Source organism: Streptomyces aidingensis (assembly GCF_900112355.1).
Lineage (GTDB): Bacteria > Actinomycetota > Actinomycetes > Streptomycetales > Streptomycetaceae > Streptomyces > Streptomyces aidingensis.
Map to the genome: position 1 here is coordinate 419,973 of NZ_FOLM01000002.1, position 26,920 is coordinate 446,892.

Annotated in this window: 20 protein-coding genes; 6 read left to right on the plus strand and 14 right to left on the minus strand. The window is 73.8% G+C overall.

Annotated elements, in window-relative coordinates; genetic code table 11:
- Window positions 1-90 precede the first annotated feature (90 nt).
- Window positions 91-1,515: an acyl-CoA synthetase gene (locus BM242_RS06410; RefSeq protein WP_093837670.1), complete on the plus strand. Its 1,425-nt coding sequence runs from the start codon at window positions 91-93 to the stop codon at window positions 1,513-1,515.
- 13 nt (window positions 1,516-1,528) lie between these two features.
- On the opposite strand, the gene BM242_RS06415 is transcribed toward BM242_RS06410, so the two are convergent.
- The 10 genes from BM242_RS06415 to BM242_RS06460 all read right to left on the minus strand — a co-directional run bounded on the left by BM242_RS06415 (window position 1,529) and on the right by BM242_RS06460 (window position 14,974).
- On the minus strand, window positions 1,529-2,404 hold the full coding sequence (locus tag BM242_RS06415) for a phosphate ABC transporter ATP-binding protein (protein ID WP_093837671.1): 876 nt from the start codon (window positions 2,402-2,404) through the stop codon (window positions 1,529-1,531).
- A 76-nt stretch (window positions 2,405-2,480) separates the two neighbouring features.
- The gene (locus tag BM242_RS06420) at window positions 2,481-3,428 is read right to left on the minus strand and encodes a sortase (protein WP_139238278.1); all 948 of its coding nucleotides are present in this window, start codon (window positions 3,426-3,428) and stop codon (window positions 2,481-2,483) included.
- Between the two features lie 142 nt (window positions 3,429-3,570).
- Window positions 3,571-5,049, minus strand: a complete 1,479-nt coding sequence (locus BM242_RS06425) for a hypothetical protein (RefSeq protein WP_093837673.1) — start codon at window positions 5,047-5,049, stop codon at window positions 3,571-3,573.
- Between the two features lie 137 nt (window positions 5,050-5,186).
- Window positions 5,187-6,281 (minus strand): hypothetical protein, encoded by a 1,095-nt coding sequence (locus BM242_RS06430; protein ID WP_139238279.1) that lies wholly within the window; start codon window positions 6,279-6,281, stop codon window positions 5,187-5,189.
- Between the two features lie 143 nt (window positions 6,282-6,424).
- Entirely contained in the window at window positions 6,425-7,537 is a 1,113-nt protein-coding gene (locus tag BM242_RS06435; protein ID WP_093837675.1) for a type 2 periplasmic-binding domain-containing protein, read from the minus strand.
- Window positions 7,538-7,709: 172 nt separating this feature from the next.
- Window positions 7,710-10,268 (minus strand): hypothetical protein, encoded by a 2,559-nt coding sequence (locus tag BM242_RS06440; RefSeq protein WP_093837676.1) that lies wholly within the window; start codon window positions 10,266-10,268, stop codon window positions 7,710-7,712.
- Window positions 10,252-12,120 (minus strand): phosphate ABC transporter substrate-binding protein PstS, encoded by a 1,869-nt coding sequence (gene pstS, locus BM242_RS06445; protein ID WP_217652384.1) that lies wholly within the window; start codon window positions 12,118-12,120, stop codon window positions 10,252-10,254. The genes BM242_RS06440 and pstS overlap by 17 nt, the downstream gene beginning before the upstream one ends.
- Window positions 12,117-13,382 (minus strand): phosphate ABC transporter permease PstA, encoded by a 1,266-nt coding sequence (pstA, locus tag BM242_RS06450; RefSeq protein WP_093837677.1) that lies wholly within the window; start codon window positions 13,380-13,382, stop codon window positions 12,117-12,119. Before pstA ends, pstS begins: the two co-directional genes overlap by 4 nt.
- Before the next feature lie 85 nt (window positions 13,383-13,467).
- Window positions 13,468-14,466: a phosphate ABC transporter permease subunit PstC gene (pstC, locus tag BM242_RS06455; protein ID WP_217652386.1), complete on the minus strand. Its 999-nt coding sequence runs from the start codon at window positions 14,464-14,466 to the stop codon at window positions 13,468-13,470.
- Between the two features lie 130 nt (window positions 14,467-14,596).
- A complete protein-coding gene (locus BM242_RS06460; RefSeq protein WP_093837678.1) occupies window positions 14,597-14,974 on the minus strand; it encodes a hypothetical protein in 378 nt (125 codons plus the stop codon).
- A 291-nt stretch (window positions 14,975-15,265) separates the two neighbouring features.
- Between BM242_RS06460 and BM242_RS06465 the strand changes: the two genes are divergently transcribed.
- Both BM242_RS06465 and BM242_RS06470 read left to right on the plus strand, forming a co-directional pair.
- Complete coding sequence (locus BM242_RS06465) at window positions 15,266-16,987, plus strand: DNA repair helicase XPB (protein WP_245833864.1); 1,722 nt, start codon at window positions 15,266-15,268, stop codon at window positions 16,985-16,987.
- Window positions 16,988-17,242: 255 nt separating this feature from the next.
- Window positions 17,243-19,396: a HelD family protein gene (locus BM242_RS06470; protein ID WP_093837853.1), complete on the plus strand. Its 2,154-nt coding sequence runs from the start codon at window positions 17,243-17,245 to the stop codon at window positions 19,394-19,396.
- A 109-nt stretch (window positions 19,397-19,505) separates the two neighbouring features.
- On the opposite strand, the gene BM242_RS06475 is transcribed toward BM242_RS06470, so the two are convergent.
- On the minus strand, window positions 19,506-20,255 hold the full coding sequence (locus BM242_RS06475; protein WP_093837854.1) for a copper homeostasis protein CutC: 750 nt from the start codon (window positions 20,253-20,255) through the stop codon (window positions 19,506-19,508).
- 112 nt (window positions 20,256-20,367) lie between these two features.
- Between BM242_RS06475 and BM242_RS06480 the strand changes: the two genes are divergently transcribed.
- Window positions 20,368-21,066 (plus strand): HD domain-containing protein, encoded by a 699-nt coding sequence (locus BM242_RS06480; RefSeq protein ID WP_093837679.1) that lies wholly within the window; start codon window positions 20,368-20,370, stop codon window positions 21,064-21,066.
- Here BM242_RS06480 and BM242_RS06485 read toward each other — a convergent pair.
- Window positions 21,056-21,355, minus strand: coding sequence for a DUF4031 domain-containing protein (locus BM242_RS06485; RefSeq protein WP_093837680.1), 300 nt, complete (start codon window positions 21,353-21,355; stop codon window positions 21,056-21,058). The genes BM242_RS06480 and BM242_RS06485 overlap by 11 nt on opposite strands.
- A 150-nt stretch (window positions 21,356-21,505) precedes the next feature.
- On the opposite strand from BM242_RS06485, the gene BM242_RS06490 reads away from it, so the two are divergent.
- Together BM242_RS06490 and murQ are read left to right on the plus strand one after the other, a co-directional pair.
- The gene (locus tag BM242_RS06490) at window positions 21,506-22,456 is read left to right on the plus strand and encodes a MurR/RpiR family transcriptional regulator (protein ID WP_093837681.1); all 951 of its coding nucleotides are present in this window, start codon (window positions 21,506-21,508) and stop codon (window positions 22,454-22,456) included.
- A gap of 171 nt (window positions 22,457-22,627) precedes the next feature.
- Window positions 22,628-23,584 carry an N-acetylmuramic acid 6-phosphate etherase gene (murQ, locus tag BM242_RS06495; RefSeq protein WP_093837682.1) on the plus strand — a complete coding sequence of 319 codons (957 nt, stop codon included), beginning with the start codon at window positions 22,628-22,630 and terminating at the stop codon, window positions 23,582-23,584.
- 72 nt (window positions 23,585-23,656) lie between these two features.
- On the opposite strand, the gene BM242_RS06500 is transcribed toward murQ, so the two are convergent.
- Window positions 23,657-25,012 carry a phosphoribosyltransferase gene (locus BM242_RS06500; protein WP_093837683.1) on the minus strand — a complete coding sequence of 452 codons (1,356 nt, stop codon included), beginning with the start codon at window positions 25,010-25,012 and terminating at the stop codon, window positions 23,657-23,659.
- Between the two features lie 226 nt (window positions 25,013-25,238).
- Window positions 25,239-26,867 carry a chaperonin GroEL gene (gene groL / locus BM242_RS06505; protein WP_093837684.1) on the minus strand — a complete coding sequence of 543 codons (1,629 nt, stop codon included), beginning with the start codon at window positions 26,865-26,867 and terminating at the stop codon, window positions 25,239-25,241.
- Between the last annotated feature and the right edge of the window lie 53 nt (window positions 26,868-26,920).

A 26,920-nucleotide genomic window follows, 5' to 3' on the forward strand; every position in this document is an offset into this window, starting at 1 on the left:
GCGGTAACCGCGGTCCCGCTCCAGGCCGGTGGGGGAGGCTTGCCGTGGCCCCTCCCCGGCGCCGCCCCCGACCGAATGTGGAGGACCACGATGACCATTCCCGCCGACGGTCCCCTGCTGCCGCCGCACCCGGATCTCGACGGGCCCGCGGTGACCGTGGGGGACGCCGCTCTGGGCCGCGAGGAGCTGTTCGCCGCCGCGGCGGCGGTCGCGGACCGGGTGCACGGCGCGCCCGCGGTCGCCGTGCGCGCCGCCGCCGATCTGCGCACCGTGGTGGCGGTCACCGGCTGTCTGCTGGCCGGGGTGCCGGTGGTTCCGGTGGGGCCGGACTCGGGGGCCGCCGAGCGCGCCCATCTGCTGGCCGACTCCGGGGCCGCGCTCTGGCTGGGCGAGCCGGTGGACGGCCTGCCGGTCGAGGCCGTGCCGGTGGAGCCGGGCGCCCGCTCCGCCACCGTCCGCCCCGAGCCCCCGGCCGACGCGGTGGCGATGATCATGTACACCTCGGGCACCACCGGCCCGCCCAAGGGCGCCCTGCTGTCCCGCCGGGCGATCGCCGCCGGGCTGGACGGCCTGGCCGACGCCTGGGCCTGGACCCCGGAGGACGTGCTGGTGCACGGGCTGCCGCTGTTCCATGTGCACGGGCTGATCCTCGGCGTGCTGGGCGCGCTGCGCACCGGCAGCCCGCTGGTGCACACCCTCCGGCCCGGCCCGGCCGGTTACGCCGGGGCGGTCACCGCCCGGGGCGGCACCCTGCTGTTCGGGGTGCCCACGGTCTGGTCCCGGATCGCCGCCGATCCGTCATCGGCGCGGGCGCTCGCCCCGGCCCGGCTGCTGGTCTCGGGCAGCGCACCGCTGCCGGTGCCGGTCGCCCGGGAACTGGCCCGGCACACCGGCCACACCCCGGTCGAGCGGTACGGCATGACGGAGACGCTGATCACCCTGGCCCAGCGGGCCGACGGGCAGCGCCGTCCCGGCCGGGTGGGCACCCCGATCGCCGGCGTACAGGCCCGGATCGTGGACGACGCCGGGCAGCCGGCGCCGGCCGACGGCTCCACCCCGGGCGATCTCCAGGTGCGGGGCGCCACCCTTTTCGACGGCTACCTCGGCCGCCCGGACCCGCTCACCCCGGACGGCTGGTTCCCCACCGGCGATGTCGCCGCCATGGACGGCGACGGCCACTTCCGGATCGTCGGCCGCAAGTCCACCGATCTGATCAAGTCCGGCGGCTACCGCATCGGGGCCGGGGAGATCGAGACCGCGCTGCTCGGCCACCCGGCCGTCGCCGAAGCCGCCGTCGTCGGCCTCCCCGACCCCGACCTCGGCCAGCGCGTCGTCGCCTTCGTGGTGCGCCGGGAGGGTTTCGCGGCCGAACCGGCGGACCTGGTCGCGGAGAAGCTGGTGCGGCATGTCGCCGGGCAGCTCTCGGCGCACAAGCGCCCGCGCGAGATCCGTTTCGTCGCCGGTCTCCCCCGCAACCACATGGGCAAGGTGCAGAAGCGGCGGCTCACCGAGTAGCCGCCGGGCGCGGTCAGCCGAAGCGGCCCTGGACGTAGTCGGCGGTGCGGGAATCCCGCGGGGAGCGGAACATGGCGGTGGTCGGCCCGTGCTCCACGATGACGCCGGGGGTGCCCTGTTCGGCCAGGAAGAAGGCGCAGAGCTGGGAGACCCGCTGCGCCTGCTGCATGTTGTGGGTGACGATCACGATGGTCACCTCCTCGGAGAGTTCGGCGATGGTCTCCTCGATCCGGCGGGTGGAGGTGGGGTCCAGCGCCGAGCAGGGCTCGTCCATCAGCAGCACCCGGGGGCGCACGGCCAGCGAGCGGGCGATGCACAGCCGCTGCTGCTGGCCGCCGGAGAGCGCCCCGCCGGGCTGGCGCAGCCGGTCCCGGACCTCTTTCCACAGGCCGGATTTGGTCAGGCACTCCTCCACCAGGGCGTCCTTCTCCCCGCGGCCGGCGCGCCGGCCGTTCAGCCGCAGCCCGGAGACCACGTTGTCGTAGATGGACATGGCCGGGAAGGGGTTGGGCTTCTGGAAGACCATGCCGATCTGACGTCGGGCGTGGGTGATGCGGCGGCCCCGGTCGTAGATGTCCTCGCCGTCCAGCAGCACCTCGCCGGCCAGGGAGGCGGAGGCGATCAGCTCGTGCATGCGGTTGAGGATGCGCAGAAAGGTGGACTTGCCGCAGCCGGAGGGGCCGATCAGGGCCGTCACCCGACGGGCCGGCATGTCCAGGGACACCCGGTCCAGCACCTGGTGGCTGCCGAACCAGGCGGAGACCGAGCGGGCCCGGAGGGACGCCGGCCCGGTGCCGGGGGCGGGCGGGACACCCGCCGGGTCCGGGTCCTCGTCACCGCTCCTGGGCAGCGGGATGGTGGTCTCGGTGTCGGGCGTCGGCACGGTCATGAGGTGCGTCCCCTTCGGTCGGTGCGGGTACGGGCGTAAGGGCCGGGCGGCAGGGGTGCGGGGCGGGCGGCGCGGGTCACAGCAGGTTGGGCAGCAGCATGGTGAGGGCGCCGGAGAGCCCGACGGACAGGCCGCCCAGCAGCGGGACCCCGACGATCCACGCCTGTGCACGACCCCAGTTGCGGTAGGCCCAGGTCACGGCCAGGGCGGCGAGCAGCAGGCCCTGGCTCCACAGCAGCACCTGGATCCAGACCCGGCTGTCGCCCTCCAGGGTCTCCTCGCCGGGGCCGAGGGAGCCGACCGGGAAGATCCGCGCCGGGGCGGGCTGGACGCCGGTGGTCAGCTCGGCGTCCACCCGCAGCGCGTCGGACGGGGTGTACGGGCCCCCGGTGGCGGTGATCAGCGTGAGCCGTCCCTCGCCCTCCCCCGCGGGCGCCGGCACCTCGTCGCCGGGGTACCGCAGGCCGGTGACCCGGTAGACGTGCTCGCCCTGGCCGGTGGTGATCTCTACGGTGTCGCCCACGGCGAGGGTGTGGAGTTCGCGGAACGGTCCCCCGTACGCCCACTGACGTCCCATCAGCACGCTGGTGCCGGCCTGGCCGGGCAGCACGGTGTCCCGGCGGTGGCCGGGTCCCGCGGTCAGCACGCCGGGCGTGGTGCCCTCGAACACCACCTCGCGCAGGTCCAGCGCGGGGATGCGCAGCAGGGCGACCGGCGCTCCCGGGTCCAGGGGGTGGCCGCGATAGTCGGTCTGGCCGACCGGCGCGGTGCCCAGTGCGAGCTGCTCGCGCAGTTCCGCGAAGCCGGTCTGCTGGGCGCGGGCGTGCTGCAAGTGGCTGACCACGGTGAGGTTGGCGGCGAAGCCGAGCAGCAGGGCGGCCAGGATCAGCAGGGCGGCGCCGGGGACCGCGAACCGCGCGTCGGGAAGCGGCTGCCGCTCCTGCTGTGCGTCGGCGGGCGGGGGCGACGGCACCGCCGGGTCGGCGGGAGACATCGGTGCGGGCACTGCGGGTACGGCGGGCACTGCGGGCACCTTCCGGTGTGTGGAGGGGTGTCGGGGCGGACGGGGGCGGCGGGGCCGGTTCTCGGGCGAGGAGGGAAGGGCCGGCCCCGCCGCCGCGGGTGCCCCGGCCGGCGGGCCGGGGCGGGCCGGCAGGCTCCGGCGGTCAGCCCTGGCGGGCAGTGCCGAAGCTGAGCAGCGGACGGTTGAGCCGGCGGGCGCGGACCACCAGCACCACGCCCGCGCCGGCCATCAGCAGGCCGAGGAAGGCGAAGCCCATGATGTCCGCACCGGTGTTGGCCAGCGGGCCGCCGCCGCCGTGGGGGGTGGGCCCGCCGGATGCGGAGCCGCCGCTCAGTCCGGTGTCGCCGCCGGAGACGCCGCCCAGGGCGCCGGCGGCGCCGCCGAGGCCGCCTCCGCTGTCCCCCTCGGTGGAGCCCTGGGCCTCGCCGCCCTCGGTCTCACCCTCGGTGGAACCCTCGTTCTCCCCGCCCTCGGTCTCACCCTCGGTCGAACCCTCGGTCTCACCCTCGGTGGAGCCCTCGTTCTGTCCGCCCTCGGTCCCGTTTCCCTCGCCGATGGTGAAGGGGTAGCCGATGGTGATGCCGCTGGTGGCGCCGGTCACCCGGAGGGTGTGGTCGCCGTCGGCCAGGTCCCCGGGGAGGCCGATCCGGTGCAGGTTCACCGCGCCGCTGCCGTCCGCGGTGGCCTCGGGGAAGGCGGCCTCGCTGTCCGCCAGGGTGATCCGCACGGCCTCGTTCCGGTAGAAGCCCTCGGCGGAGACCAGCAGGCTCTGCCCGGCCTCCAGCACGGATTCCTCCGGCAGCACATTCTCGTCCTCGTCGCGGACCGTGACGGAGGTCTCGTCGACGACCGCGTACGGCACCGGGTCGGAGGTGGCGGCGCCGTAGGCGCCGGGGTCACTGGGGGTGAACACGGCCCGGAACTCACCGGTCGTGGGGTTCTCCGGGGCGGTGTAGGTGGTGGTGGCGGTGCCGTTGGTGACCGGGACCGCCGCGGCCACCACCTGGGCGCCGAACTGGAAGCGCACATGTCCCTCGGCCGCAGCCGGGGTGACCGTCGCGGTGAGGGTGGCCTCCTTGGCGATCACGGAGTGGCCGGCCGGTTCGACGGACAGCGCGACCTGCGTCTCCTCCGGCTCCTCCCGGACCAGCGTCCAGCTCTCCCCGGAGACCTGGACCTGGAACGCGAAGTGCTGGGCGGCGTCCACCGCCACACCCGTGTCGGGCCAGCAGCGCACCCGGATCTCGTAGGTGCCGTCGCCCGCGCTCCTGGCGTCCAGCCGGGACTTCAGGGACCGGTCGCCGGTGGTGATGGAGAAGGTGAAGGGCTCGTCGTAGGGCGCGCCGTCGCGGATGACGCCGCTCAGGCTGTACTCGGAGCCGTCGATGACGACCAGCACCACCAGGCCGCTGCGGTAGTCGGCCGGGCAGGGCTGGGAGACCGTGGCGGAGGAGAACATCGGGCTGGCCGTGGTGGAGCCCTCGGTCTCGGCCGGCACGAAGTCGCCGGCGAGTGCCGCGTGGGCGGTACCCGTGCTGCCCAGAACCACGGCGGCCGACCCCAGCAGGGTCGCCAGGATCGTCAGGAGTGCGAGCCGGGCCCGCTTTCTTGTTGTGCGCATCAGGGTGTCCTCAGTGGGTCAACAGGGATGGGTGTCGTGGTGGTGCGGGTGGGGGGGGGAACACGGGTGCAGCCGGGCGCCTCCCAGGGCGCCCGGCTGTGATCACGCACAGCGGCACATGATCGTTCTCACCGTGGTCAGCAGAGGCAGTCGGCCTGGAAGGTGTAGGTGACCGTGATGCCGCTCTGCACGCCGGTGAGCTTGAGCGTCATCTTCCGGTCCACGAGGCACCACGGGGTGGTCAGGGCGTAAGCGCCGACCGTGCCGGTGGCGTCGGCGGTGGTGTCCGCGTACTGCGACAGCGTGTAGGGGATGGCGACCTCGACGGCCTCTCCGGGGTGGAAGCCGGCCGCGGTCACGGAGAGGTCGCTCTGCAGCGGGATGGCGGAACCGGCCGGAAGGACATTGCCGTCCGCGTCCCGCACCTCGATGGCGGGGGCGAGCACGGTGGCGTAGCCCAGCGTGGTGGTGTCGCTGGTGTAGGACGCCGGGTCGGCCGGGAAGAACTCCGCGCGCAGGGTGAGCGGGCCCGGCACGGCGGGCGCGGTGATCTGCTGCTGCGCCACGCCGTTCAGGACCTCGGCGACGCCGTAGGTCAGGGCGCCGGAGCTGAAGCGGACCAGGCCGGCGGCGGCCGGGTCGGAGACGGTGGCGGTCAGGGTGGCGGTGGTGCCGGTCACCATCTGCCCGGCCGGGTCGGCGGCCAGGGTGACCTCGGTGTCCTGGCGCTCACCGGTGGCCACCTGCCACTGGTCGCCGGTCACCTGCACGGCAAAGGAGAAGTGCAGGGCGGGGTCGATCGGGTGGGCGCTGCCGGACGCGGGCATGCAGCGCACCCGGATCTCGTAGGAGCCGTCCACGCCGGTGGTGCCGATGCGGTCGGCGAGCGAGCGGCCGTTGGCCGGCACGGTGAAGGAGAACGGCTGGTCGTAGGGCGCGCCGTCGGTGATGATGCCGGCCAGGCTGCGCTCGGAGCCGTCGACGACCACGAACAGGCCGAGCCGCGACTGGTAGTTCTCCGGGCAGGCGGCGCCGACCGAAGCGCCGGCGAACATCGGTGCGTCGGTGATCGACCCGGAGGTCACGGCGGGGGTGACGGTGCCCGGCAGCGAGGCGGCGGCGGCGGGCGCGGACAGTCCGAAGACCGCCAGGCCGGTGCCGAGCACGAGCGCCAGCAGGGCTGCGGCGGCACGGCGCACTCTTCGACGGGCGGCCGGGACATGGGCGTTCATGAAGACAATCCCCTTAATGCGAGCATGGTGTGCCATTTCCGGTGAGCGGAGCGCGGTTCGCTTCACCGCGCCCCGGACTGCCCGGCCGGGCGCCGGATGCGCCCGGCCGGGGGTGGGTGAGTTCGCCGGTTGCCGGAGGCGACTCAGTTGTTGGCGGTCAGCGAGGTGTCACCGCAGTTGGGGTGGGTGGCGAAGCCGAAGCCGGTGATGGTGGAGGTCCGCTGGCAGACCTCGGAGGTGCTGCCCACCACGACCGACTCCAGGTCGGCGTCGTAGGCCGGGTCCAGCGGGTCGATCCGGGCGGTCTCGACCACGTTGTAGACCGGGCGGATCACCGGGAAGGAGCTGTTCATGACCTCGTTCCCGGAGGTCCCGGTGTACGGGGCGGCGCCGGCGACGAGGTTGAGCTCCGAGTCACCGCGCCGGTCCGGGACCTGCGTGGTGGCGGAGTGGAGCTGGGACAGCCACTGCGGGATGGAGTAGGGCATGATCTGGCCGCTGCCGGACAGGATCGTGCCGTCGTGCTCCTGCACCGGGGTGCCGCTGACGTTGTCCGAGACGCAGGGTGCGTCGGACAGGTCCTCCTCGATGCCCATCAGGTCGGTCCAGTAGCCCCGGGTGCCGGAGCCGGCCTGCGGCACCAGCGGCTGCAGGGTCACGCCGTTGAGGCTGGTGGTGGTGCACTGGTAGATGTCGCGCAGCTCGGCCAGGGTCAGGTCCTCGCCGGCCAGCGGGCTGTCGTCCCGGGAGGCCCAGGTCACGCCGTCCTGCGCGAACGGGACGAAGGTGAGCAGGTCGCCGCTGGTGTCGCGGGGCCCGCGGGAGGAGCGCGCGATGTCCACGCAGCCGGTGCCGGCGGCGATGTCGTTGCGCAGCGCGGTGATGCCGGCCGAGGAGCCGTTGGGCCGGTCGATCACGCAGTTGGACGGCCAGCCCACGGGCTTGGTCCGGATCTCGCCGTTGTTCACCCCCGAGGGCGGCGTCCAGCCGACGGGCTGGGTGGCGTCGTAGTTGCCCAGCCACAGCTCGGCCGGGTTCAGGTCCGGGTCCTCGATCGAGGTGCCGATGATGCCGTCGGCGAGACCGGTCATCACCTGCTGGGTGGTGTCCGAACCCACGATGGCGAACTGGCGCCACTCGTGGTTGCCCGCGCCGTCGTACGGGTCGGCCTGGGCGGGCGCGGCGAGCAGGGTCAGGCCGAGGGCGGCGGCGCCGGCCGCGGCGAAGGCCCCGCGCTTGACGGATTTCACGTTCACGATTTTCCTCCGGTATTCCGGGAGAACGGGTGACGTGCTTTTCCTGTCCGCCGTCCGGGCCCGACCCACAGAGATTTCTTCCGGGCCCGGCGGGCGAACACTTACAGCTTCACCGCAATAAAGCTGCCGAGTACACCAACCCGGCCTATCCGCCGGGTTAACACAAGACCAGTCAGACTGCCTGAGAATTTGCCCCCCGGAGTTGCCTCGTACCGGTCGGAGAACGGGATATCCCCATGCGCATCAGCAGGGGTCCGGAAAATGCTCCGAGAATACCGAGGGTCACCACCGCGAGCAGCACCCAGCGGATCGCGCCGATGACGTTCTCCGGGGTGAGCACTCCGCCGGCGGCGGCGGCCGGTTCCTCGTCCGTCCCGCCGCGCGCGGCGGGCTCCTCGGCCTGCTCCTCGCCGGCGCCCCCGTCCCCGTCGCCGCCGGGCGGCTGGTCCCCGGTGCTCCCGGCGGCTGCCCCGCTCATGTCCCCGGTGGAGCCGGCGGTTCCGCCCGCCGGGCCGGGACCGGCGGAAGGGCCGCCGGAGTCCGCACCGCCCACCGAGCCCACCGCGCCGGCGGCACCGGTGACACCGGTGGTGCCGCTGGTTCCGGTGGTGCCCGGTGTCCCCGGGGTGCCGCCGTCCGTGCCCTGCGCACCACCGCCGCCCGGGGTGCCGGGCGGGCCGGACCGGAGCAGCTCGGCGGCCTGCCGGGTCTGCTCGCGGAGTTCCTCCGGGAGCGGGGCGTAGCCCGGCGGCAGCAGTCCGTCGCCGATGCCCTGCTCCTGGCCGGGTCCGGCCACATACTCCAGCACCTCCGCGTAGTCCCGGCGGGTCTCGGCGGGCAGCGCGGTGGAGGCCGCGGCGTAGCTGAGCACGGTCAGCGGGTAGGCCCCGCCGGTCATCGCCCCCGGGTCGGGCTCCAGCACCCGGCCGTCCTCGCCCGGCTCCATCTGGGAGGCCGCGGCGAGCAGCGCGTCCGGTTCCGGCCGGGTCCAGGTGCCGTCGGCGTTGCGGAGTTCCGCGCTGCGCAGCCCGTAGCGCAGCGCCGTCGGCGTATCGGTGACGGACAGCACGAACCGCTGGCCGACCTGCTGCGGGCCGGACCGGGACCAGCCGGGCGGGGTGCCCTGCGGGTTCCAGACGGTGCGCTGCCCGTTGTCCGCGCGCAGCGTCTGCCGCGCCACCTCGTGCATGTCACGGAAGTAGGGGCTCAGGTTCAGCAGCCCGTACTCCACACCCTCCGGGGCGAGCGCGGGGGCCCGCGTGGTCGGATCGGCCTTGGGAAATCCACTGGACGGCGCGTCGGCCAGACCCAGCTCCGCAAAATAGGGATTGACCCGCATTCCCCACTCGTCAGGGGTTCCGGAGAGGAATTCCCGCGCGTCCTGGTCCGAGATGATCCACTGCCAGAGGATTTCGAAGGCGTCCGCATCGCCTTCCGGCAGGATCATTCCCGGCGCCGCGTTCGCGCCTCTTGGGAAACGGCCTTCGAGATGGCTGTTCACCGCCAGGAATTCCGGGTCGTCACCGAAACCGAAGGGATTACCCGCCAGGTGTCCGGGATCGGGGACGGTCCGGAGATAGGAGTGGGTGAGGTACTTCGCCAGCAGCCGGGGGGTCAGGCGCAGGCGCTCCACCGGCCGTCCGCCCGCGTCGTCGATGACAAAGGTGAGGGACAGCCCGGAGACCGTGGCCGGCGCGTTGACCACCGGCGGCTGTCCCTCGGCCGCGGTCACCGGACGGGAGGTGAATCCCATGCCGGGGCCGCCCTCCACCGGCGTGCCCGCCTGGGCGCGGGCCAGGACGTCGGTCGCCTGCTGGAACCGGTAGGTGGTGCCGAGCGTGGTGCACAGCACGGGCTGCCAGGCCTGTACCGCCTCGGTGACGAGTTCGGCGCCGGCCAGCAGCCGCTCCTCCTGGCCGAGCGGGCACACGTTGCCGACCGGCTGGAACTCCAGCCTGACCACCATGCGCAGCGCCCAGTTGGAGGCCGAGAGCGGGCTGCTGTTGAGGGTCCCGGTGGTCGGCTCCACGCCGTCCGGCTCCAGCTCCCCCCGGGGCACGATGACCAGCCAGCAGGTCCGCGGCGCGGCCCCCGGCTCCGCCACCACGCCGCATCCCAGGTGGGGGGCGGTGAGACCGGACTGGAGCTCGAAGACGGTCTCCCCGACCCCTTCCTCGGAGATGTCGAGGAAGGGCTGCTCGTTGCTGGTGAACTTGTTGAAGTACTGGGTGTCCTTGGGGGACGTGGTGGGGTCGCCCACCACGGGCCGGAAGGGCACCCAGCCGGCCTCCTGGTACGGGCTGCCCGCCTCCGCGGAGTCCGGGATGTTCCCGAAGTCGCGGCTGGCGGTCCGGGTACCGCCGCCGAAGGTGTGGTAGTCGCCGAACTGGCACTGCTCCCGGTCCGGGCCCGCGGGGTCGTCCCCCCAGCACTGCATGATCTGGAGGTAGTTGGAGCGGTAGGTGCTGCCCTGCCGGTCGGTCGGCACACCGCCGGTCCAGGTGATGCGGACCGCCTGGGTGCGCAGGTCGCGGGTCTGGTGCACGGTGACTTCCAGGTCCGAGAAGTCCTCGTGCGGGCCGCGGGGGCCGTGCACGGTCACCGCCGAGTCCTCGGGCTGCGCGGCGTGGGCGGGCAGCTCGCCGGGCGGCACCGGAAGCAGCACCAGCAGCAGCGCCGCGAGTGCCGCCGTGGCGCCGGAGGCGATGCGGAGGTCAGGAAGCAGGCGCACGGTTCCTCCTGCGGGCGGCGAAGTGGCGTCCGATGAGCGGCGGGGCGGCGATGACGCCGAGCAGCATCACGCCGGAGGCGAGCATCAGCGTGGTGCGCAGCCCCCACAGGGATTCGTCCTCCAGCGACACCGGGGTGGCATAGACCTGGCCGCCCCCGCCCGCTCCGCCGGAGGCCGCGTCCCCGCCCTGGCTGATCACCTCGCCGGTCTCGGGGTCGATGACGGGCTCGTCCACGGCGCCGCCCGCCGCTTCGCCGGAGCCCGCGGTGTCACCGCCGGAGGAACCGCCGGCCGCGCCCCCGTCCGCGCCGCCGTCCGCACCGCCGGAGGCGCCGCCCGCTCCGCCGGAGGCGCCGCCGGCTCCCCCGCCGGAGCCGCCGCCGCCCGAGGAACCGCCGGCTCCCCCGCCGGAGCCGCCGCCGCCCGAGGAACCGCCGGCTCCCCCGCCGGCGCCGCCGCCCGAGGAACCGCCGCCGCCCGGGGAACCTCCGGAGGCGCCGCCGGAGCCGCCGCCGGAGTTGCCGATGCACTGTGTGGCACCCTTCTTGTCGCACGCGGGCGGCATCGGGGCCAGATCGGCCAGGGCGTTGCCGCCGTCGGCGGAGAAGGTGGGGTTGCGGCAGCCGCTCAGCCCGGACCGGTAGTCGATCTCCAGCTCCGCCCCGGGAATGCGTTCGACCTGCTGGAAGCCGGCCCGCACCAGGTTGATGGGCAGCGGCGAGTAGCCGAGCGGATCGGCCAGCCGCTGCCCCTCGCACAGAAAGTATTCGGCGAAGTCGCCGAGGGTACGGCCCTTGTCCTCGGTGAAACCCTCCTCCTCGGTGGTCGGCAGGATCATGTAGCTGTAGCTGGACAGCGGGTAGGTGCGCGGGTCGTCGTCCCGGTAGACGTTCTGCAGCTTCTGGGTGAGGTACTGGCGGGAGTCCGGGTTGTCGTTGATCTCCGCCCGCAGCAGCGCCACGGCCACCGAGTAGGCGGTGGGCTCCACGTAGTAGCCGGCGCCGTTGAGCACCTTGGCCACCGGGAAGCCGCGGTTGCGGGCGTAGGAGTACTCGACGTAGGTGATGGCGCCCTCGCCGTAGTTCTGGCTGACATAGCCGGACACGCCCAGCGAGCCCGCCTGGGAGACGAAGCCGGAGCCGCCGGCCACCGGGAAGTACGAGGTCATGCCGCAGGGCACGGCCTTGCCCACCTTGCGGCAGTAGTCGTTCCACAGGCCGCTGTGCATGTCGGCCATCCAGGTGGTGAACTGCGCGGTGGTGCCCGAGCCGTCGGAGCGGACCACCGGCACGATCTCCCGCGCGGGAAGCGCCAGCGCCGGGTTGTCGGCGCGGATCGCCGGATCGTTCCAGCGGGTGATCTCCCCGGTGAAGATCCTGGTGATGACCTCGCCGGACAGCCGCAGGTCGGTGACCCGCCGGCCGCCGATCTTCAGGTTGTACATGAAGGCGGTGCCGCCGGCCACGATGGGCATGTAGGCGAAGCCGCGCTCGGGAAGCGGGTCGGTGGTGTTGAAGTCCCGCAGCCCGTAGGGGATCTCGGACACCGCGAAGTCCACGGTGCCCTGCTTGAACTGCTCCCGGCCGTTGGACGAGCCGGTGCCCTCGTACTCCACCGGCATGCCGTTCTGCGCAACGTTGCTCTTCCACTGGTCGAGGGCGTTCTGGCTCCAGGTGGAGCCGGCGCCGCTGATCCGGGCGTAGGTGGCGCCGTAGGCGTGCGGCAGATCGACCGCCAGCAGCAGGCCGAGCAGCAGCGCCAGCCCGGTGGCCAGCCGCCGCGCCCGCTGCCGGGCGCCGCCGCCGCCGGCCGGCGGCGGTCCGCCGTGGGCGGTTCGGTACACGGACTTCACCGTTCTCTCCCTGAGTCGTTCTGGTGCGGCAGCGCCGTCGCCGGTCCGGCCGGGCGGCGGTCGCCGGCGCGCTGCTCGATGCGGGTCAGGTCCTTGCGGGAGGCGATCACCCGGCGGTGCTCCTGACGGCGGCTCAGATGCCCCGGCCCGCGCCCGCCGATGACCCGGGCCAGCACGAAGAGCAGCAGCACCAGCACCATGAGCACGGCGGCGGCGCCGAAACCGCGCGCGATGTGCGCGGGCTCGGGCGACTTGACGAGGTCGAAGGCGGCCAGCGGCAGCGAGGTCATCGCGCCGTGGAAGGGGTCGGTGTTGGTGGCCGTGGCCAGGCCGGCGGTCAGCAGCACCGGGGAGGTCTCGCCGATGCCGCGGGCGGTGCCCAGGATGACCGCGGTGGTCAGCCCGGAGCGGGCGGTCGGCAGCACCACATGCCACACGGTGCGCCAGCGGGACGCCCCGGTGGCGTACGCGGCCTCCCGGAGGGTGGCGGGCACCAGCCGGATCACCACGTCCGCGGAGCGGATGATGATCGGCAGCATCATCACCGACAGCGCCAGCGCGGCGGCGAACCCGGACTTGTCCACCCCGAGCGCCAGGATGACGGTGGCGAAGATGAACAGGCCCGCCACGATGGAGGGCAGCGCGGTCATGGCCTCGACGATGGTGCGCACAAAGCGGGCGTAGGCGCCCGGCACCTCGTTCAGGAAGAGGGCGCAGACCAGCCCGGCCGGGATGGTGATGGCCAGCGCGATGGAGATCTCGATCAGGGTGCCGACGATGGCGTGCCGGATACCGCCCTGGTCGAGCGGGTCGAGCGGGCCCGCGGTGGCCAGGTCCTCGGTGAAGAAGCTGAGGTGCCCCAGCGCCGTCCGGCCCTCGACCAGGGTGTAGCTCACCACGAACACCAGGGCGGCCAGCATCAGCGCCGCCAGGCTGTGCACCACGACGGAGGCCAGCCGGTCGCGGACCGTGGGACCGTCCTCCTCCAGCGACACCAGCAGCAGGTAGAGGGCGAGGAAGACCAGATAGGCGGTGACGAGAAAGCCGATCAGACCGCTGAAGCCGGTCAGCCGGGTGAAGAGCAGCAGGGTGACGCAGAGCGCGGCGACCGCGGCGCCCAGCAGGGCGTAGACATCGGTGGCCCGCCGGGTGCCGGTGCGGCGGCGGGGCTGCGGCGGCAGTGTCCCCGGTGCGGGCGGCACCGGCAGGGTGGTGGTCGCGGACGCCGCGGCGCGGGCGCCGGGGGGAACGGTGGTGGCCATGCGTCGGTTTCGCCTCCTTCGGTCTGCGGTTCCTCGGCGGGACGGCTCGGCAGGGCGGTGCGGGCGGGCGGGCGGGCGGCGGAGATCAGCCGGTCTGCGCGCCGGACCTGCTGCGCGCGACGATGGAGGAGGCGAGGAAGTTCACGACGAGAGTCATCAGGAACAGTGCGAGACCCGCCGCCATCAGGGCGGAGAGGTGGAACTCGGAGGCATCGCCGTAGCGCAGCGCGATGAGTGAGGAGACGGAGTTGCCGCCCTGCTGGAGGACGTGCCACTGGATCTCGAAGACCGGCGAGATCACCATGTAGACGCCGATGGTCTCGCCCAGCGCCCGGCCCAGGCCGAGCATGGTGCCGCCGATCATGCCGCCGCGGCCGAAGGGCAGCACCACGGAGCGGATCATGCCCCAGTGGGTGGCGCCCAGCGCCAGCGCACCCTCCCGCTCCCCCACCGGGGCCTGGGAGAACACCTCGCGCATGATGGAGCAGATGATCGGGCTGACCATCATGGCGACGACGATGCCGGCGATGAAGGTGGAGGCGGTGTAGACGCTGGCCGAGGCCAGCGGGTCGCCGGGGTCGGTCCCGGGCACCGAGAACGGGGGGAACCAGCCCAGGTAGGTGGACAGCCAGCGGGCGAGGCCGACGACATTGCCCTGGAGGTAGAACAGCCCCCACAGGCCGTAGACCACCGACGGCACCGCGGCCATCAGGTCGATCATGCTGATCAGGGTCTGCTTCAGCCGCGGCGGGGCGTACTCGGAGATGTACAGCGCGGTGCCGGTGGCCAGCGGGACCGAGAGGCAGATCGCCACGGTCGCGATGAGCACCGTGCCCACCAGTACCGCGGCGATGCCGAAGTTGCCGCTGTCCGGCTCCCATGCCTCGGTGGTGACGAAGGACGGGCCGGCCTCGCCCAGCGCGTCCCATGCGCGGTAGGTGAGGAAGGCGCCGACGAAGGACATGATGACGAGCACCAGCCCGCCGCCGCCGCGCAGCGTTCCCAGGAAGACGCGGTCGGCCGGGCCGGAGTCCGCCGACAGCCGCCGCGCGGCCGGCGCGGCCTCGGTGGTGCTGACGGTCACCGTGCTCCCCCTTGCTCACCGGTCGTGCGACCCGCTCTACCCGCGTCGCGGTTCCGACCGTTCCAGCGGTGGGATGCGGAGCGCGGTCCGGATCGTGAACGCGGAGCCACCGAGGGGGAACCTTGAGTGGTCACCATCCGGGTAATCCGGCCTTGAGGAAGGAGACCAGCAGGCGCCGGAAGCGCTCGCCGGCGACCACACAGGTCGAGTACCGCGCGTAGGAGCGGGCGGCACTGGCGATGCGCCGGCCGTCGGCGGTGCGGGCATGCCAGCGGAAACTGGAACCGCCCGGGCTGAGTTCGATGAGGGTGACGAGTTCGCCCGCGTCCCGGCAGGCGGCCTCGACGCCCGAGCGGCAGTCTTCCACGGAGGTGAAGGACTCCGCGGACACCGCGATGGCCCGGCCGTTCTGGGTGCTCAGCCGCCAGCAGTAGCGGGCGGGCGGGCCGCACCGGATGATCTGGAATCTGAGTACGGGCGCGTCCGATCTGCCATCCCCGCCGGTCAAGGCCGTTCCTCCGAGTCCTCGGACCTGTCATTGTCACGGACAGCCACGGCAAGGCCACGCCGCCCCCAAGCCCACGCAATCTATGTCCCTTCCCCGCCCGCGGGAGATCCCAGGAGAGGCCATCGATGGCGTTTTCACGCGCAAGTTCCCCCTCGTTCAACCTTGTTCAGCTCTGAGTGAGTCGGTGCTGTCCGCTTTCTGCGGGGATGGGGGACACTGGGGGTTCGGCCGGTCAGCCGGGGTTCCGCCGGGCCGGGCAGGCCATGTCGGGCAGACCACAGGGAGACACGGGTGAGCGGTGGGCCGCTGATTGTGCAGAGCGACAAGACGCTGCTGCTGGAGGTCGATCACGAGGGGGCGGCCGAGTGCCGGCGGGCGATCGCGCCGTTCGCCGAGCTGGAACGGGCGCCGGAGCACATCCACACCTACCGGGTCACCCCGCTCGGACTGTGGAACGCCCGGGCCGCCGGGCACGACGCCGAGCAGGTGGTGGACGCGCTGCTGCGCCACTCCCGCTATCCCGTGCCGCAGGCCCTGCTGGTGGACATCGCCGAGACCATGTCCCGCTACGGGCGGCTGACCCTCACCAAGGACCCCGCGCACGGCCTGGTGCTCACCACCACCGACCGCCCGGTGCTGGAGGAGATCCTGCGCTCCAAGCGGGTGCGCCCGCTCATCGGCGCGCGGCTCGACGACGACACCGTGGCGGTGCACCCCTCCGAGCGCGGCCAGATCAAGCAGACCCTGCTCAAGCTGGGCTGGCCGGCCGAGGACCTGGCCGGCTATGTGGACGGCGAGGCGCATCCGATCGAGCTGGCCGAGGACGGCTGGGCGCTGCGCCCCTACCAGCGGCAGGCGGTGGAGGGTTTCTGGCACGGCGGCAGCGGCGTGGTGGTGCTGCCCTGCGGCGCGGGCAAGACCCTGGTCGGCGCCGGTGCCATGGCCACCGCCAAGTCCACCACCCTGATCCTGGTCACCAACACCGTCTCGGCGCGGCAGTGGAAGTCCGAGCTGGTGCGCCGCACCTCGCTGACCGAGCACGAGGTCGGCGAGTACAGCGGCGCCAAGAAGGAGATCCGCCCGGTCACCATCGCCACCTACCAGGTGCTGACCACCAGGCGGAAGGGCCTCTATCCGCACCTGGAGCTGTTCGACTCCCGCGACTGGGGCCTGATCATCTACGACGAGGTGCATCTGCTGCCCGCGCCGGTGTTCAAGTTCACCGCCGATCTCCAGGCGCGGCGGCGGCTGGGCCTGACCGCCACCCTGGTCCGGGAGGACGGCCGCGAGTCGGACGTCTTCTCGCTGATCGGGCCCAAGCGGTTCGACGCGCCGTGGAAGGAGATCGAGGCCCAGGGCTATATCGCCCCGGCCGACTGCGTGGAGATCCGGGTCGATCTCACCGAGAGCGAGCGGCTGGCCTACGCCATGGCCGAACCGGAGGAGAAGTACCGCTACTGCGCCACCACGGACGCCAAGCTGCGGGTGGCCCGGCAGCTGGTGCGGCTGCACGCCGGGCAGCAGACCCTGGTCATCGGCCAGTACATCGACCAGCTCGACGAGCTGGGCGAGCGGCTCGGCGCGCCGGTGATCAAGGGCGAGACCGGCAATGCCCGGCGGGAGAAGCTGTTCGACGCCTTCCGCTCCGGTGAGCTGAAGGTGCTGGTGGTGTCCAAGGTGGCGAACTTCTCCGTCGATCTGCCGGAGGCCACGGTCGCCATCCAGGTCTCGGGCACCTTCGGCTCCCGCCAGGAGGAGGCGCAGCGGCTGGGCCGGGTGCTGCGTCCCAAGGCGGACGGCCACGAGGCGCGCTTCTACTCGGTGGTGGCCCGGGACACCGTGGACCAGGACTTCGCCGCCCACCGCCAGCGCTTCCTGGCGGAGCAGGGCTACGCCTACCGGATCATGGACGCGGGCGATCTCCCCGCCCCCGGCACCGGCCGCACACCCCAGACGCCCCAGACGCCCGAGGCGCCCGAGGCGCCCGGCGCCCCCGGGACTTCCGGGCACTGACCCCGGGCCCGCCCCGCCCCCGGGATTAATGGTTTGCGGCCGGTCGCAGGACCGTCGTAGGCTCCCGCTTCTGCCGTCTGGGCCGCACCCGGAGGCGCCGGCCGTTCGGGAACCGGCCGGCATGGCGTCACCCCTTCCGCACGCAGCGCACCGCACCGCACCGCACCGTCCGGCAGCCGCCGGGCGGTGCCGTGCGCGCCGTGGCCGCCGCGGGTGCCGCCGAACGCCCAGACCGTCGCCGCCGGAGGCCATCCCGTGTCCGCCCCATCCGTCCCGTCCACCCCCGAATCCGCTTCCGCCCCCTCGCCGCTCGACACCGAGCGGGCCCATCTGGCCGCCTCCCGGGCCGCGCTGCGCGCCATGCGCCGGGACGCCGAGGCCCTGGACATCTCCGATGTCGCCGCCACCTGGGTCTCCGCCGAAGTGCTGCGCCGGGATGTCGAGGCCCGGATCAAGGCGCTGGCCGACCTGGCCGGCACCCCGCTGTTCTTCGGCCGCCTGGACTATCTGCGCGCCCTGGACGCCGAGGGCGAGACCGGCACCCGCTTCTACATCGGCCGCCGGCACGTCCACGACGCCTCCGGCGACCCCATGGTCATCGACTGGCGGGCGCCGGTGTCCCGCCCCTTCTACCGGGCCTCCCGCCAGGACCCGCAGGGCATCGCGCTGCGCCGCCGGTTCGGCTACGACGGCGGCGAACTCACCGCCTACGAGGACGAGCGTCTCTCCGATCCCGGGGCCGACGAGGGCCCCGCCGGAGCGCTGCTGCGCCGCGAGATCGAGCGCCCGCGCGTCGGCCCGATGCGGGACATCGTGGCCACCATCCAGCCCGAGCAGGACGAGATCGTGCGCGGCCCGGTCGCCGAGACGGTCTGCGTGCAGGGGGCGCCCGGCACCGGGAAGACCGCCGTGGGCCTGCACCGGGTGGCGTTCCTGCTCTACGCCCACCGGGAGAAGCTGGCCCGCACCGGCACCCTGGTGATCGGGCCCAACCGCTCCTTCCTGCGCTATATCGAGCAGGTGCTGCCCGCCCTGGGCGAACTGGAGGTCAGGCAGGCCACGGTGGACGAGCTGGTGCTGGCGGACGGGCTGGAGATCCGGGGCACCGACCCGGCCCCCACCGCCGTCCTGAAGGGCGACGCGCGGATGGCGCGGCTGCTGCGCCGCGCGGTGCGCTCCGGGGTGCGCCTGCCCGAGGAGGCGGTGGTCGTCCCGCGCGGCACGCGCCGCTGGCGGGTGCCCGGGTACGAGCTGGCGGAGATCGTCCGCGAACTGCTGGACCGCGACATCCGCTACGGCGCGGCCCGCGAGGCCCTGCCGCAGCGCATCGCGCACGCCGTGCTGGTGCAGATGGAGCGCGCCGGGGAGGCCCCGGACGACCGGGTGCAGGCCGCGGTGGCGCGCAGCGCCCCGGTCAAGGCGGCGGTGAAGGCCATCTGGCCGCCGGTGGACCCGGCGAAGCTGGTGCTGCGGCTGCTGTCGGACCCGGAATTCCTCGCCGAGCACGCCGAGGGCCTGCTCACCGCCGAGGAGCAGCGCCTGCTGCTCTGGTCCCGCCCGCCGCGCTCGGTGAAGTCCGCCCGCTGGTCGGCGGCGGACGCGGTGCTCATCGACGAGGCCCGCGACCTGGTGGCACGCACCCCCTCGCTCGGCCATGTGGTGCTGGACGAGGCGCAGGACCTGTCGCCGATGCAGTACCGGGCGGTGGGCCGGCGCTGCTCGACGGGCTCGGCGACGGTGCTGGGCGATCTCGCCCAGGGCACCACCCCGTGGGCCACCGGAAGCTGGGCCGAGGCCCTGTCGCATCTGGGCAAGCCGGAGGCGGCGGTGGCCGAGCTGACCCAGGGCTTCCGGGTGCCGCGGGAGGTGATCGCCTACGCCTCCCGGCTGCTGCCCGCGATCGCGCCCGGCCTGGCCGAGGCAACCTCCGTCCGGGACACCGCCGGCTCACTGCGGCTGCGCCGCGTCCCGGAACCGGCCGGGCCGGACGGTCTGGACGGGCCGGACGGGCCGGCCGGGCTGGACGGGCTGGACGGGGCCGTGGTGGACGCCTGCCGCGCGGCCCTGGAACACGAGGGCTCCATCGGCCTGATCGCCGCCGACGCCCGCATTCCGGCGCTGGCCGGGGCGCTGGCCCGGGCCGGCCTGGCTCATCTGGGTCCGGGTGAGGAGACCAGCGAGCGGGTCCGGCTCACCCTGGTCCCCGCCTCGCTGGCCAAGGGCCTGGAGTACGACCATGTGGTGCTGGACGAACCGGCCGCGGTGGTGGCCGGCGAGCCGGACGAGCGCACCGGCCTGCGCCGCCTCTATGTCGCCCTGACCCGCGCCGTGTCCGGCCTCACCGTGGTCCACGCCGCCGCGCTCCCGGCCCCGCTGGCCGGGCCCGGCCCCGAGGGCGACCGGTCATAGCGCGTGACCGGCAAGGAGCGCGGCAGCCCCGTCGGCGACCGGTGCGACGCCGGACCGGGTACACCGGCCGGGAGGCGGCCCGGTGACGGCGCCCGGGCGGGCGGTCCGGCTACGCCGCGGCGTCCAGCGCGGCGCGCCAGGCGGCGACCGCTTCCGCGGTGACCGGGCCGGACCAGCCGGCCGGGCGGGCCGCGCCGCCGATGTGGAAGGCGTCCACCCCGGCGGCCAGCAGTTCCGGCACATGGTCCAGCCGCAGGCCGCCGCCGGCCATCAGCCGGGCCCGGTAGCCGGGCTCGCCGGCCGCGGTGCGGGCCGCCTCGCCGCGCAGCACCGCCAGGCCGTGGTCCACGCCGGCCGCCGAGCCGGCCGTGAGGTAGGTGTCCAGACCGGGGAAGCCGTCCAGCCCGGCGCGCAGCGCAAAGCGGTCGGCGCTGTGGTCGATCGCCCGGTGGCAGGTCCAGCGGGCGTCCTCGCCCAGCACCGCGGTCAGGGTGCGGATGGCGGCGACATCGGCGTGGCCGTCCTCGTCCAGGAAGCCGAGGACGAATTCCCGGGCGCCCTCGGCGCGCAGCTTCTCGGCGGTGGCGCACAGGGCGTCCAGCACCCCGCTCCCGCCGGTCCGGAAGGCTCCCGCCGCCCCAGCCCCCGAGGGCCCGGGAGACGACCCCGGCCCCGGGCGGAGCATCACGCGCAGCGGGAGGGTGACGGCCTCCCGGATCGCGGCGACGGTCTCCACGGCGGGGGTCAGCCCGTCGGCGGACATCTCGGTGACCAGCTCCAGGCGGTCGGCGCCTCCGGACTGTGCGGCGATCGCGTCCTCGGCGTCGAGCGCGATCACCTCAAGAAGTGGTCTAGACATGTCGCACATGCTGGCATAGACCACTGCGGGGAGAAAGTCCGTCCCGGATTCCGGAACCCCGGAACTCCTGAGCCCGGGCGCGGCGGCGCGGCCGGTTGGCCAGAATGGGCCCATGCCCCACGACCGCGATCCCGCTCCCGGCCCCGCTTCCGGTCCCGCTTCCGGTCCCGCTTCCGGTCCTGGCGACGCCGACCTGGCCGGCCGGTTCGCCGCCCTGCTGGACGACGCGCCCGGCGCCGCCGGGCTCGGCGCCGACCTGCTGCGCCGCTGGTCCGGACCGGAGCGCCACTACCACACCACCGGCCATCTGCGGGCCGTCCTCGGCCATCTCGGCCGGGAGCTGCGCGGCCATGCCGCCGACCCGGCGGCGGTCGCCCTGGCCGCCTGGTTCCACGACGCGGTCTACGATCCGGCGGCCGGCGGCACGGCCAACGAGGAGCGCAGCGCCGAACTGGCCGAGCGCACCCTGCCCGGCACGGGCGCACCGCCCGCGCTGACCGCCGAGGTGGCCCGGCTGGTCCGGCTCACCGCCGGCCATGATCCGGCCACCGGTGACACCAATGGCGAGGCGCTGTGCGACGCCGACCTGGCGGTGCTCGGCCATCCGCCCGAGGAGTACGCCGCCTATACCGCGGCCGTCCGCCGGGAGTACGGCTTCGTGCCGCCGGAGGCGTTCCGCACCGGGCGCGCCGAGGTGCTGCGCGGCCTGCTCGCCCACCCGCGCCTCTACCGCACCCCCTACGCCGCCCGGCACTGGGAGCCCACCGCGCGCTACAACCTCGCCGCCGAGCTCGACCTCCTCACCCGGTGACCGGCGGGGCGCCCGGCGGGGTCCGGGGCCGGGCGCGCCGCCGCCGGCGCAGGCCCGCGGCGTGCAGCCGGCGGACGATCTCCCGGCTGGTGGCGGGCACGGCGCCCAGCGCCAGGGCGTCGGGATACCGCTCCCGCGGGATGTCGTAGTGATCCCGGTCGAAGGCCCTGGCCGGCACTCCCAGCCGTTCGGCGAAGGCATGCAGCTCGGCCAGGGACTCGTCGCTCACCAGATGCGACCAGTAGCGCCCGTGCCCCGGCCAGTCCGGAGGATCGATGAGGACCGCCACACCACCGCCCCGCCTTCCGCTCCCGTGCTCCGGCCGCCGTCCCCGCGCGTGATCGTCCTCTTGACGGGGATCGCCGCCATCGAACCACCATGACCGAAGGGGGTTGACGCGCGACCCCGCCGAAAATACCTTTCATCTGTGAGGAATGCCATGAAGGAAAATTTCGCCCGGCGCGGTGGCCGGTCGCGTCCCGCTCCCGTGGCGCCCCGCCCGGCGCCGCCCGAGCCGGGCGCGCTGGCCGCCAAGGTGCGCACCATGGCACCCTCCATGACCCGCTCCATGCAGCGGGTCGCCGAGACCGTGGCCGGCGACCCGGCCGGCTGCGCCGCCCTGACCGTCACCGGGCTCGCCGAGCGTACCGGCACCAGCGAGGCCACCGTGGTGCGCACCGCGCGGCTGCTGGGCTATCCCGGCTACCGCGATCTGCGCCTGGCCCTGGCCGGTCTCGCCGCCCAGCAGGCGTCCGGCGCCGCCCCGGCCCTCACCACCGACATCTCGGTGGACGATCCGCTGGGCGAGGTGGTCGCCAAGCTGGCCCAGGACGAGCGCCAGACCCTGGCCGACACCGCCGCCTCCCTGGACGTGGCCCAGCTGGAGGCGGCCGTGACCGCCATGGCCGGTGCCCGCCGGATCGATGTCTACGGCGTCGGCGCCTCCTCCCTCGTCGCCCAGGACCTGGCGCAGAAGCTGCTGCGCATCGGCCTGGTGTCGCACGCCCACGCCGACCCGCATCTCGCGGTCACCGGAGCGGTGCAGCTCCGCGCCGGGGACGTGGCCCTGGCCATTACCCACTCCGGGCGGACGGTGGATGTGATCGAACCGCTCCAGGCCGCCTTCGACCACGGCGCCACCACCATCGCGGTCACCGGACGGCCGGACGGCGAGGTGACCCAGTACGCGGACCATGTGCTGACCACCTCCACCGCCCGGGAGAGCGAGCTGCGGCCGGCCGCCATGTCCAGCCGCACCAGCCAGCTTCTGGTGGTGGACTGCCTGTTCATAGGCGTGGCGCAACGCACCTACGCATCCGCCGCGCCCGCGCTGCACGCCAGCTACGAGGCGCTGGCCCACCGCCACTCCCCCCGCGACGCCGGCCGCTGACGATCCGGGCGGCACCGCCCGCCCGCGCGCCCCCCACCCCGGAATCCCTGCCGAGACCCCCCGAGAACCGCCCCCGAGAATCCGCCCGCACCCGCCGTCCAGCCGCCGGCCAGCCGCCGCCCCCACTTTCTCCGAGCCGCCCGTCCACTCGTCTGAGGAAGTCGCGACGCCATGACCTCGCTGCCCCCGCCCGTGCCGCACAACCCGCCCGGCCCGCTCCAGTCCGAACTGGAGTCCCTGACCACCGAGGCGTACCGCTCCGATCTCGCCGACATCGACCGGTGGCCCACGCTGGACATCGCCCGGGCGATGAACCGGGAGGACGCGGCGGTGCCCACCGCGGTGGCCGCGCAGCTTCCCCGGATCGCCGCCGCCATCGACGGGATCGCCGCCCGCATGGCGCGCGGCGGGAGGCTGGTCTACTGCGGCGCCGGCACCGCCGGGCGGCTCGGCGTACTGGACGCCAGCGAGTGCCCGCCGACCTTCAACACCGCCCCGCAGGAGGTCATCGGACTGATCGCGGGCGGCCGGCCGGCCATGACGGCCGCGGTGGAAGGCGCCGAGGACAGCCGGGAGCTGGCCGAGGCCGATCTCGCGGCGCTCGGGCTGGCCGAGCGCGATGTGGTGGTCGGCGTCTCCGCCTCCGGCCGCACCCCGTACGCGGTCGGCGCGGTGGTCTGTGCGCGCCGCGCGGGCGCGCTCACCGTCGGGCTGTCCTGCAACGCGGACACCCCGCTCAGCGCCGCGGCGGAGCATCCGATCGAGGTGGTGGTCGGGCCGGAGCTGATCGCCGGCTCCACCCGCCTCAAGGCGGGCACCGCGCAGAAGCTGGTGCTCAACATGATCTCCACCATCAGCATGATCCGGCTGGGCAAGACCTACGGAAACCTGATGGTCGATGTCCGGGCCTCCAACGACAAGCTGCGGGCCCGGTCCCGCCGGATCGTCTCGCTGGCCACCGGCGCCTCCACGGAGGACGTGGAACGGGCGCTGGCCGCGGGCGGCGGCGAGACCAAGAACGCCATCCTGGCCCTGCTGGGCGGAGTGGACGCCGCCACCGCCGCCCGCCTCCTCACCGAATCAGGTGGCCATCTGCGCACCGCCCTGCACGCCATCCGGCGCCCCTGACCCCGCGGAGGCCACCGGCGGACACCGCGGAGACCGCAGAGACCGCGGACACCGCAATGGGTGGGACCGGCGCTACGCCGCGCGGGCGCCGGTGTGGGCCTGGGGAAGGTGTGCGGCAAACCAGTCGCGGGCCAGCTGCGCGACCTGCTCCAGCGCGCCCGGTTCCTCGAAGAGATGGGTCGCCCCCGGCACCATCTCCAGCCGCTTCTCGCAGCGCAGCAGCCGTTCCGCCTGCTGGTTCAGCTCCAGCACCAGCTGGTCCTGGCCGCCCACGATCAGCAGGGTGGGGGCCCGCACCGCCGCCAGCGCCGGCTCGCCCGCCAGATCCGGCCGTCCGCCCCGGGAGACCACGGCCGCCGGGTGGTCCTCCACGGCCGCCCGCAGCGCCGCCGCCGCGCCCGTGCTGGCGCCGAAGTAGGAGACCGGCAGCCCGTCGGTGGCCTCGCGCAGCCAGCGGGCGGCGCCGGCCAGCCGCCGGGCCAGCAGCGGAATGGCGAAGACCAGGTCCCGGTCGAGCTCCTCCTCGGGCGTGAGCAGATCGAACAGCAGCGTGCCCAGCCCAGCCTCCGCCAGCGTCCGCGCCACATAGCGGTTGCGCGGGCTGTGCCGCCCGCTGCCGCTGCCGTGCGCGAAGGCCACCACCACCGGCGCATGGCGCGGCAGCACCAGCTCGCCGGGCAGCCGCACCGCGTCCGGCTCCGGCAGCCGGATCTCCACCTCGCGGCGCTCGGCGGGCTCCGCCCAGCCGCCGCCGTGCGGCGGGCCCTCGCTGCGCGGGGCGGTCTTGTGGGCGGCTGCCGCCGACCGGTTGAGCAGGTCCACCACCTCGGTGTCCTCGGTCTGGGCGAAGTCCTCGTACCACTGGCCGACCGAGCCGAAGCCGCTCGGGGCGCTGAGGAAGACCACCTCGTCGGCGTCCTGGCGAAGCTGCTCCTGCGTGCCGGCCGGCAGCACCGGCACCGCCAGCACCACCCGGGCGGCGCCCTGGCTGCGGGCGATCCGGCAGGCGGCGCGCGCCGTGGAGCCGGTGGCGATGCCGTCGTCCACGATCACGGCGGTCCGCCCGGTCAGCTCCTGGCGGGGGGTGTCGCCGCGGTAGCGGCGCACCCGGCGTTCCAGTTCGTCCCGCTCCCGCCGCTCCACCTCCGCGATGCCGGCCTCGTCCAGCCCGGTCATCCGGACCACATCGGGGTTGATCACCTTGGCGCCGTCCTCGCCGACCGCGCCGAAGCCCAGCTCCGGGTGGATGGGCACCCCCAGCTTGCGCACCACCAGCACATCCAGCGGCGCGCCCAGCCCCTGGGCCACCTCGAACGCCACCGGCACCCCGCCGCGCGGCAGTCCCAGCACCACCGGGTCGCCGTCCCGCAGGTGCCGGAGCCGCCCCGCCAGCGCCCGGCCCGCGTCCTCACGATTGACGAACCGCATGGGAAGCCTCCCGTCCTTCCGCCGTTTCTCCCGCCCGTGCCACCCCCTTGCGCGTCCTCCTCCGGCAGGTTCCCGTTTTCCGCGTCCCCACCCCCGCCCCTGCGGCGGTTCCCGGGGCCGGGAACGCCGCAGGGGCGGCGCACCGCGCGCTGTGTCTGCGCGGTGCACCGCCCCTGACGGTGCCGCCCGGAACCGGACGGCGTGCCGGAAGTGCGGGCTGCCGGACTCAGAAGTCCATGCCGCCGCCCATGCCGCCGGCGGCGGCCTCGGCACCCGCCGCGGCCTTCTCCGGCTTGTCCGCGATGACGGCCTCGGTGGTGAGGAACAGCGCCGCGATGGAGGCGGCGTTCTGCAGCGCGGAGCGGGTGACCTTGGCCGGGTCGATGATGCCCTCGGCGATCATGTCCACGTAGTCGCCGGTGGCGGCGTTCAGGCCGTGGCCCGGGGTCAGGTTGCGCACCTTCTCCGCCACGACACCGCCCTCCAGGCCGGCGTTCATGGCGATCTGCTTCAGCGGGGCCTCCAGCGCCAGCTTGACCGCGGCGGCGCCGGTGGCCTCGTCGCCGTCCAGGTCCAGCTTCTCGAAGACCGAGGACGCCTGGAGCAGGGCCACGCCACCGCCGGCGACGATGCCCTCCTCGACGGCCGCCTTGGCGTTGCGCACCGCGTCCTCGATGCGGTGCTTGCGCTCCTTCAGCTCGACCTCGGTGGCGGCACCGGCCTTGATCACGGCCACGCCGCCGGCCAGCTTGGCCAGCCGCTCCTGGAGCTTCTCGCGGTCGTAGTCGGAGTCCGAGGACTCGATCTCGGCGCGGATCTGGTTGACCCGGCCCTGCACGGCCTCGCTGTCACCGGCGCCGTCCACGATGGTGGTCTCGTCCTTGGTGACGACCACCTTGCGGGCGCGGCCCAGCAGGTCCAGGGAGGCGTTCTCCAGCTTGAGACCGACCTCCTCGGAGATGACCTGGCCGCCGGTGAGGATGGCGATGTCGCCCAGCATGGCCTTGCGGCGGTCGCCGAAGCCCGGGGCCTTGACGGCCACGGACTTGAAGGTGCCGCGGATCTTGTTGACCACCAGGGTGGACAGGGCCTCGCCCTCCACGTCCTCGGCGATGATCAGCAGCGGCTTGCCGGCCTGCATGACCTTCTCCAGCAGCGGGAGCAGGTCCTTGACGCTGGAGATCTTGGAGTTGGCGATGAGGATGTAGGGGTCCTCCAGCTCCGCCTCCATGCGCTCCATGTCGGTGGCGAAGTAGGCGGAGATGTAGCCCTTGTCGAAGCGCATGCCCTCGGTGAGCTCCAGCTCCAGCCCGAAGGTCTGCGACTCCTCGACGGTGATGACGCCTTCCTTGCCGACCTTGTCCATGGCCTCGGCGATCAGCTCGCCGATCTGGGTGTCGCCGGCGGAGATGGAGGCGGTGGAGGCGATCTGCTCCTTGGTCTCGACCTCCTTGGCCTGGCCGAGCAGCGCCTCGGAGACCTGCTCGACGGCCTTCTCGATGCCGCGCTTCAGGGCCATCGGGTTGGCGCCGGCCGCGACGTTGCGCAGGCCCTCGCGGACCAGCGCCTGGGCCAGCACGGTGGCGGTGGTGGTGCCGTCACCCGCGACGTCGTCGGTCTTCTTGGCGACTTCCTTGACCAGCTCGGCGCCGATCTTCTCGTACGGGTCCTCGAGCTCGATCTCCTTGGCGATGGAGACACCGTCGTTGGTGATGGTGGGGGCGCCCCACTTCTTCTCCAGCACGACGTTGCGGCCCTTGGGGCCGAGCGTGACCTTGACGGCGTCGGCGAGCTGGTTCATCCCGCGCTCAAGGCCGCGGCGGGCCTCCTCGTCGAACGCGATGATCTTGGCCATGTGAAATGGTCCTCCCAGATGCGGGGTGGATTGCTCCGGACCGCGCTGGCGCC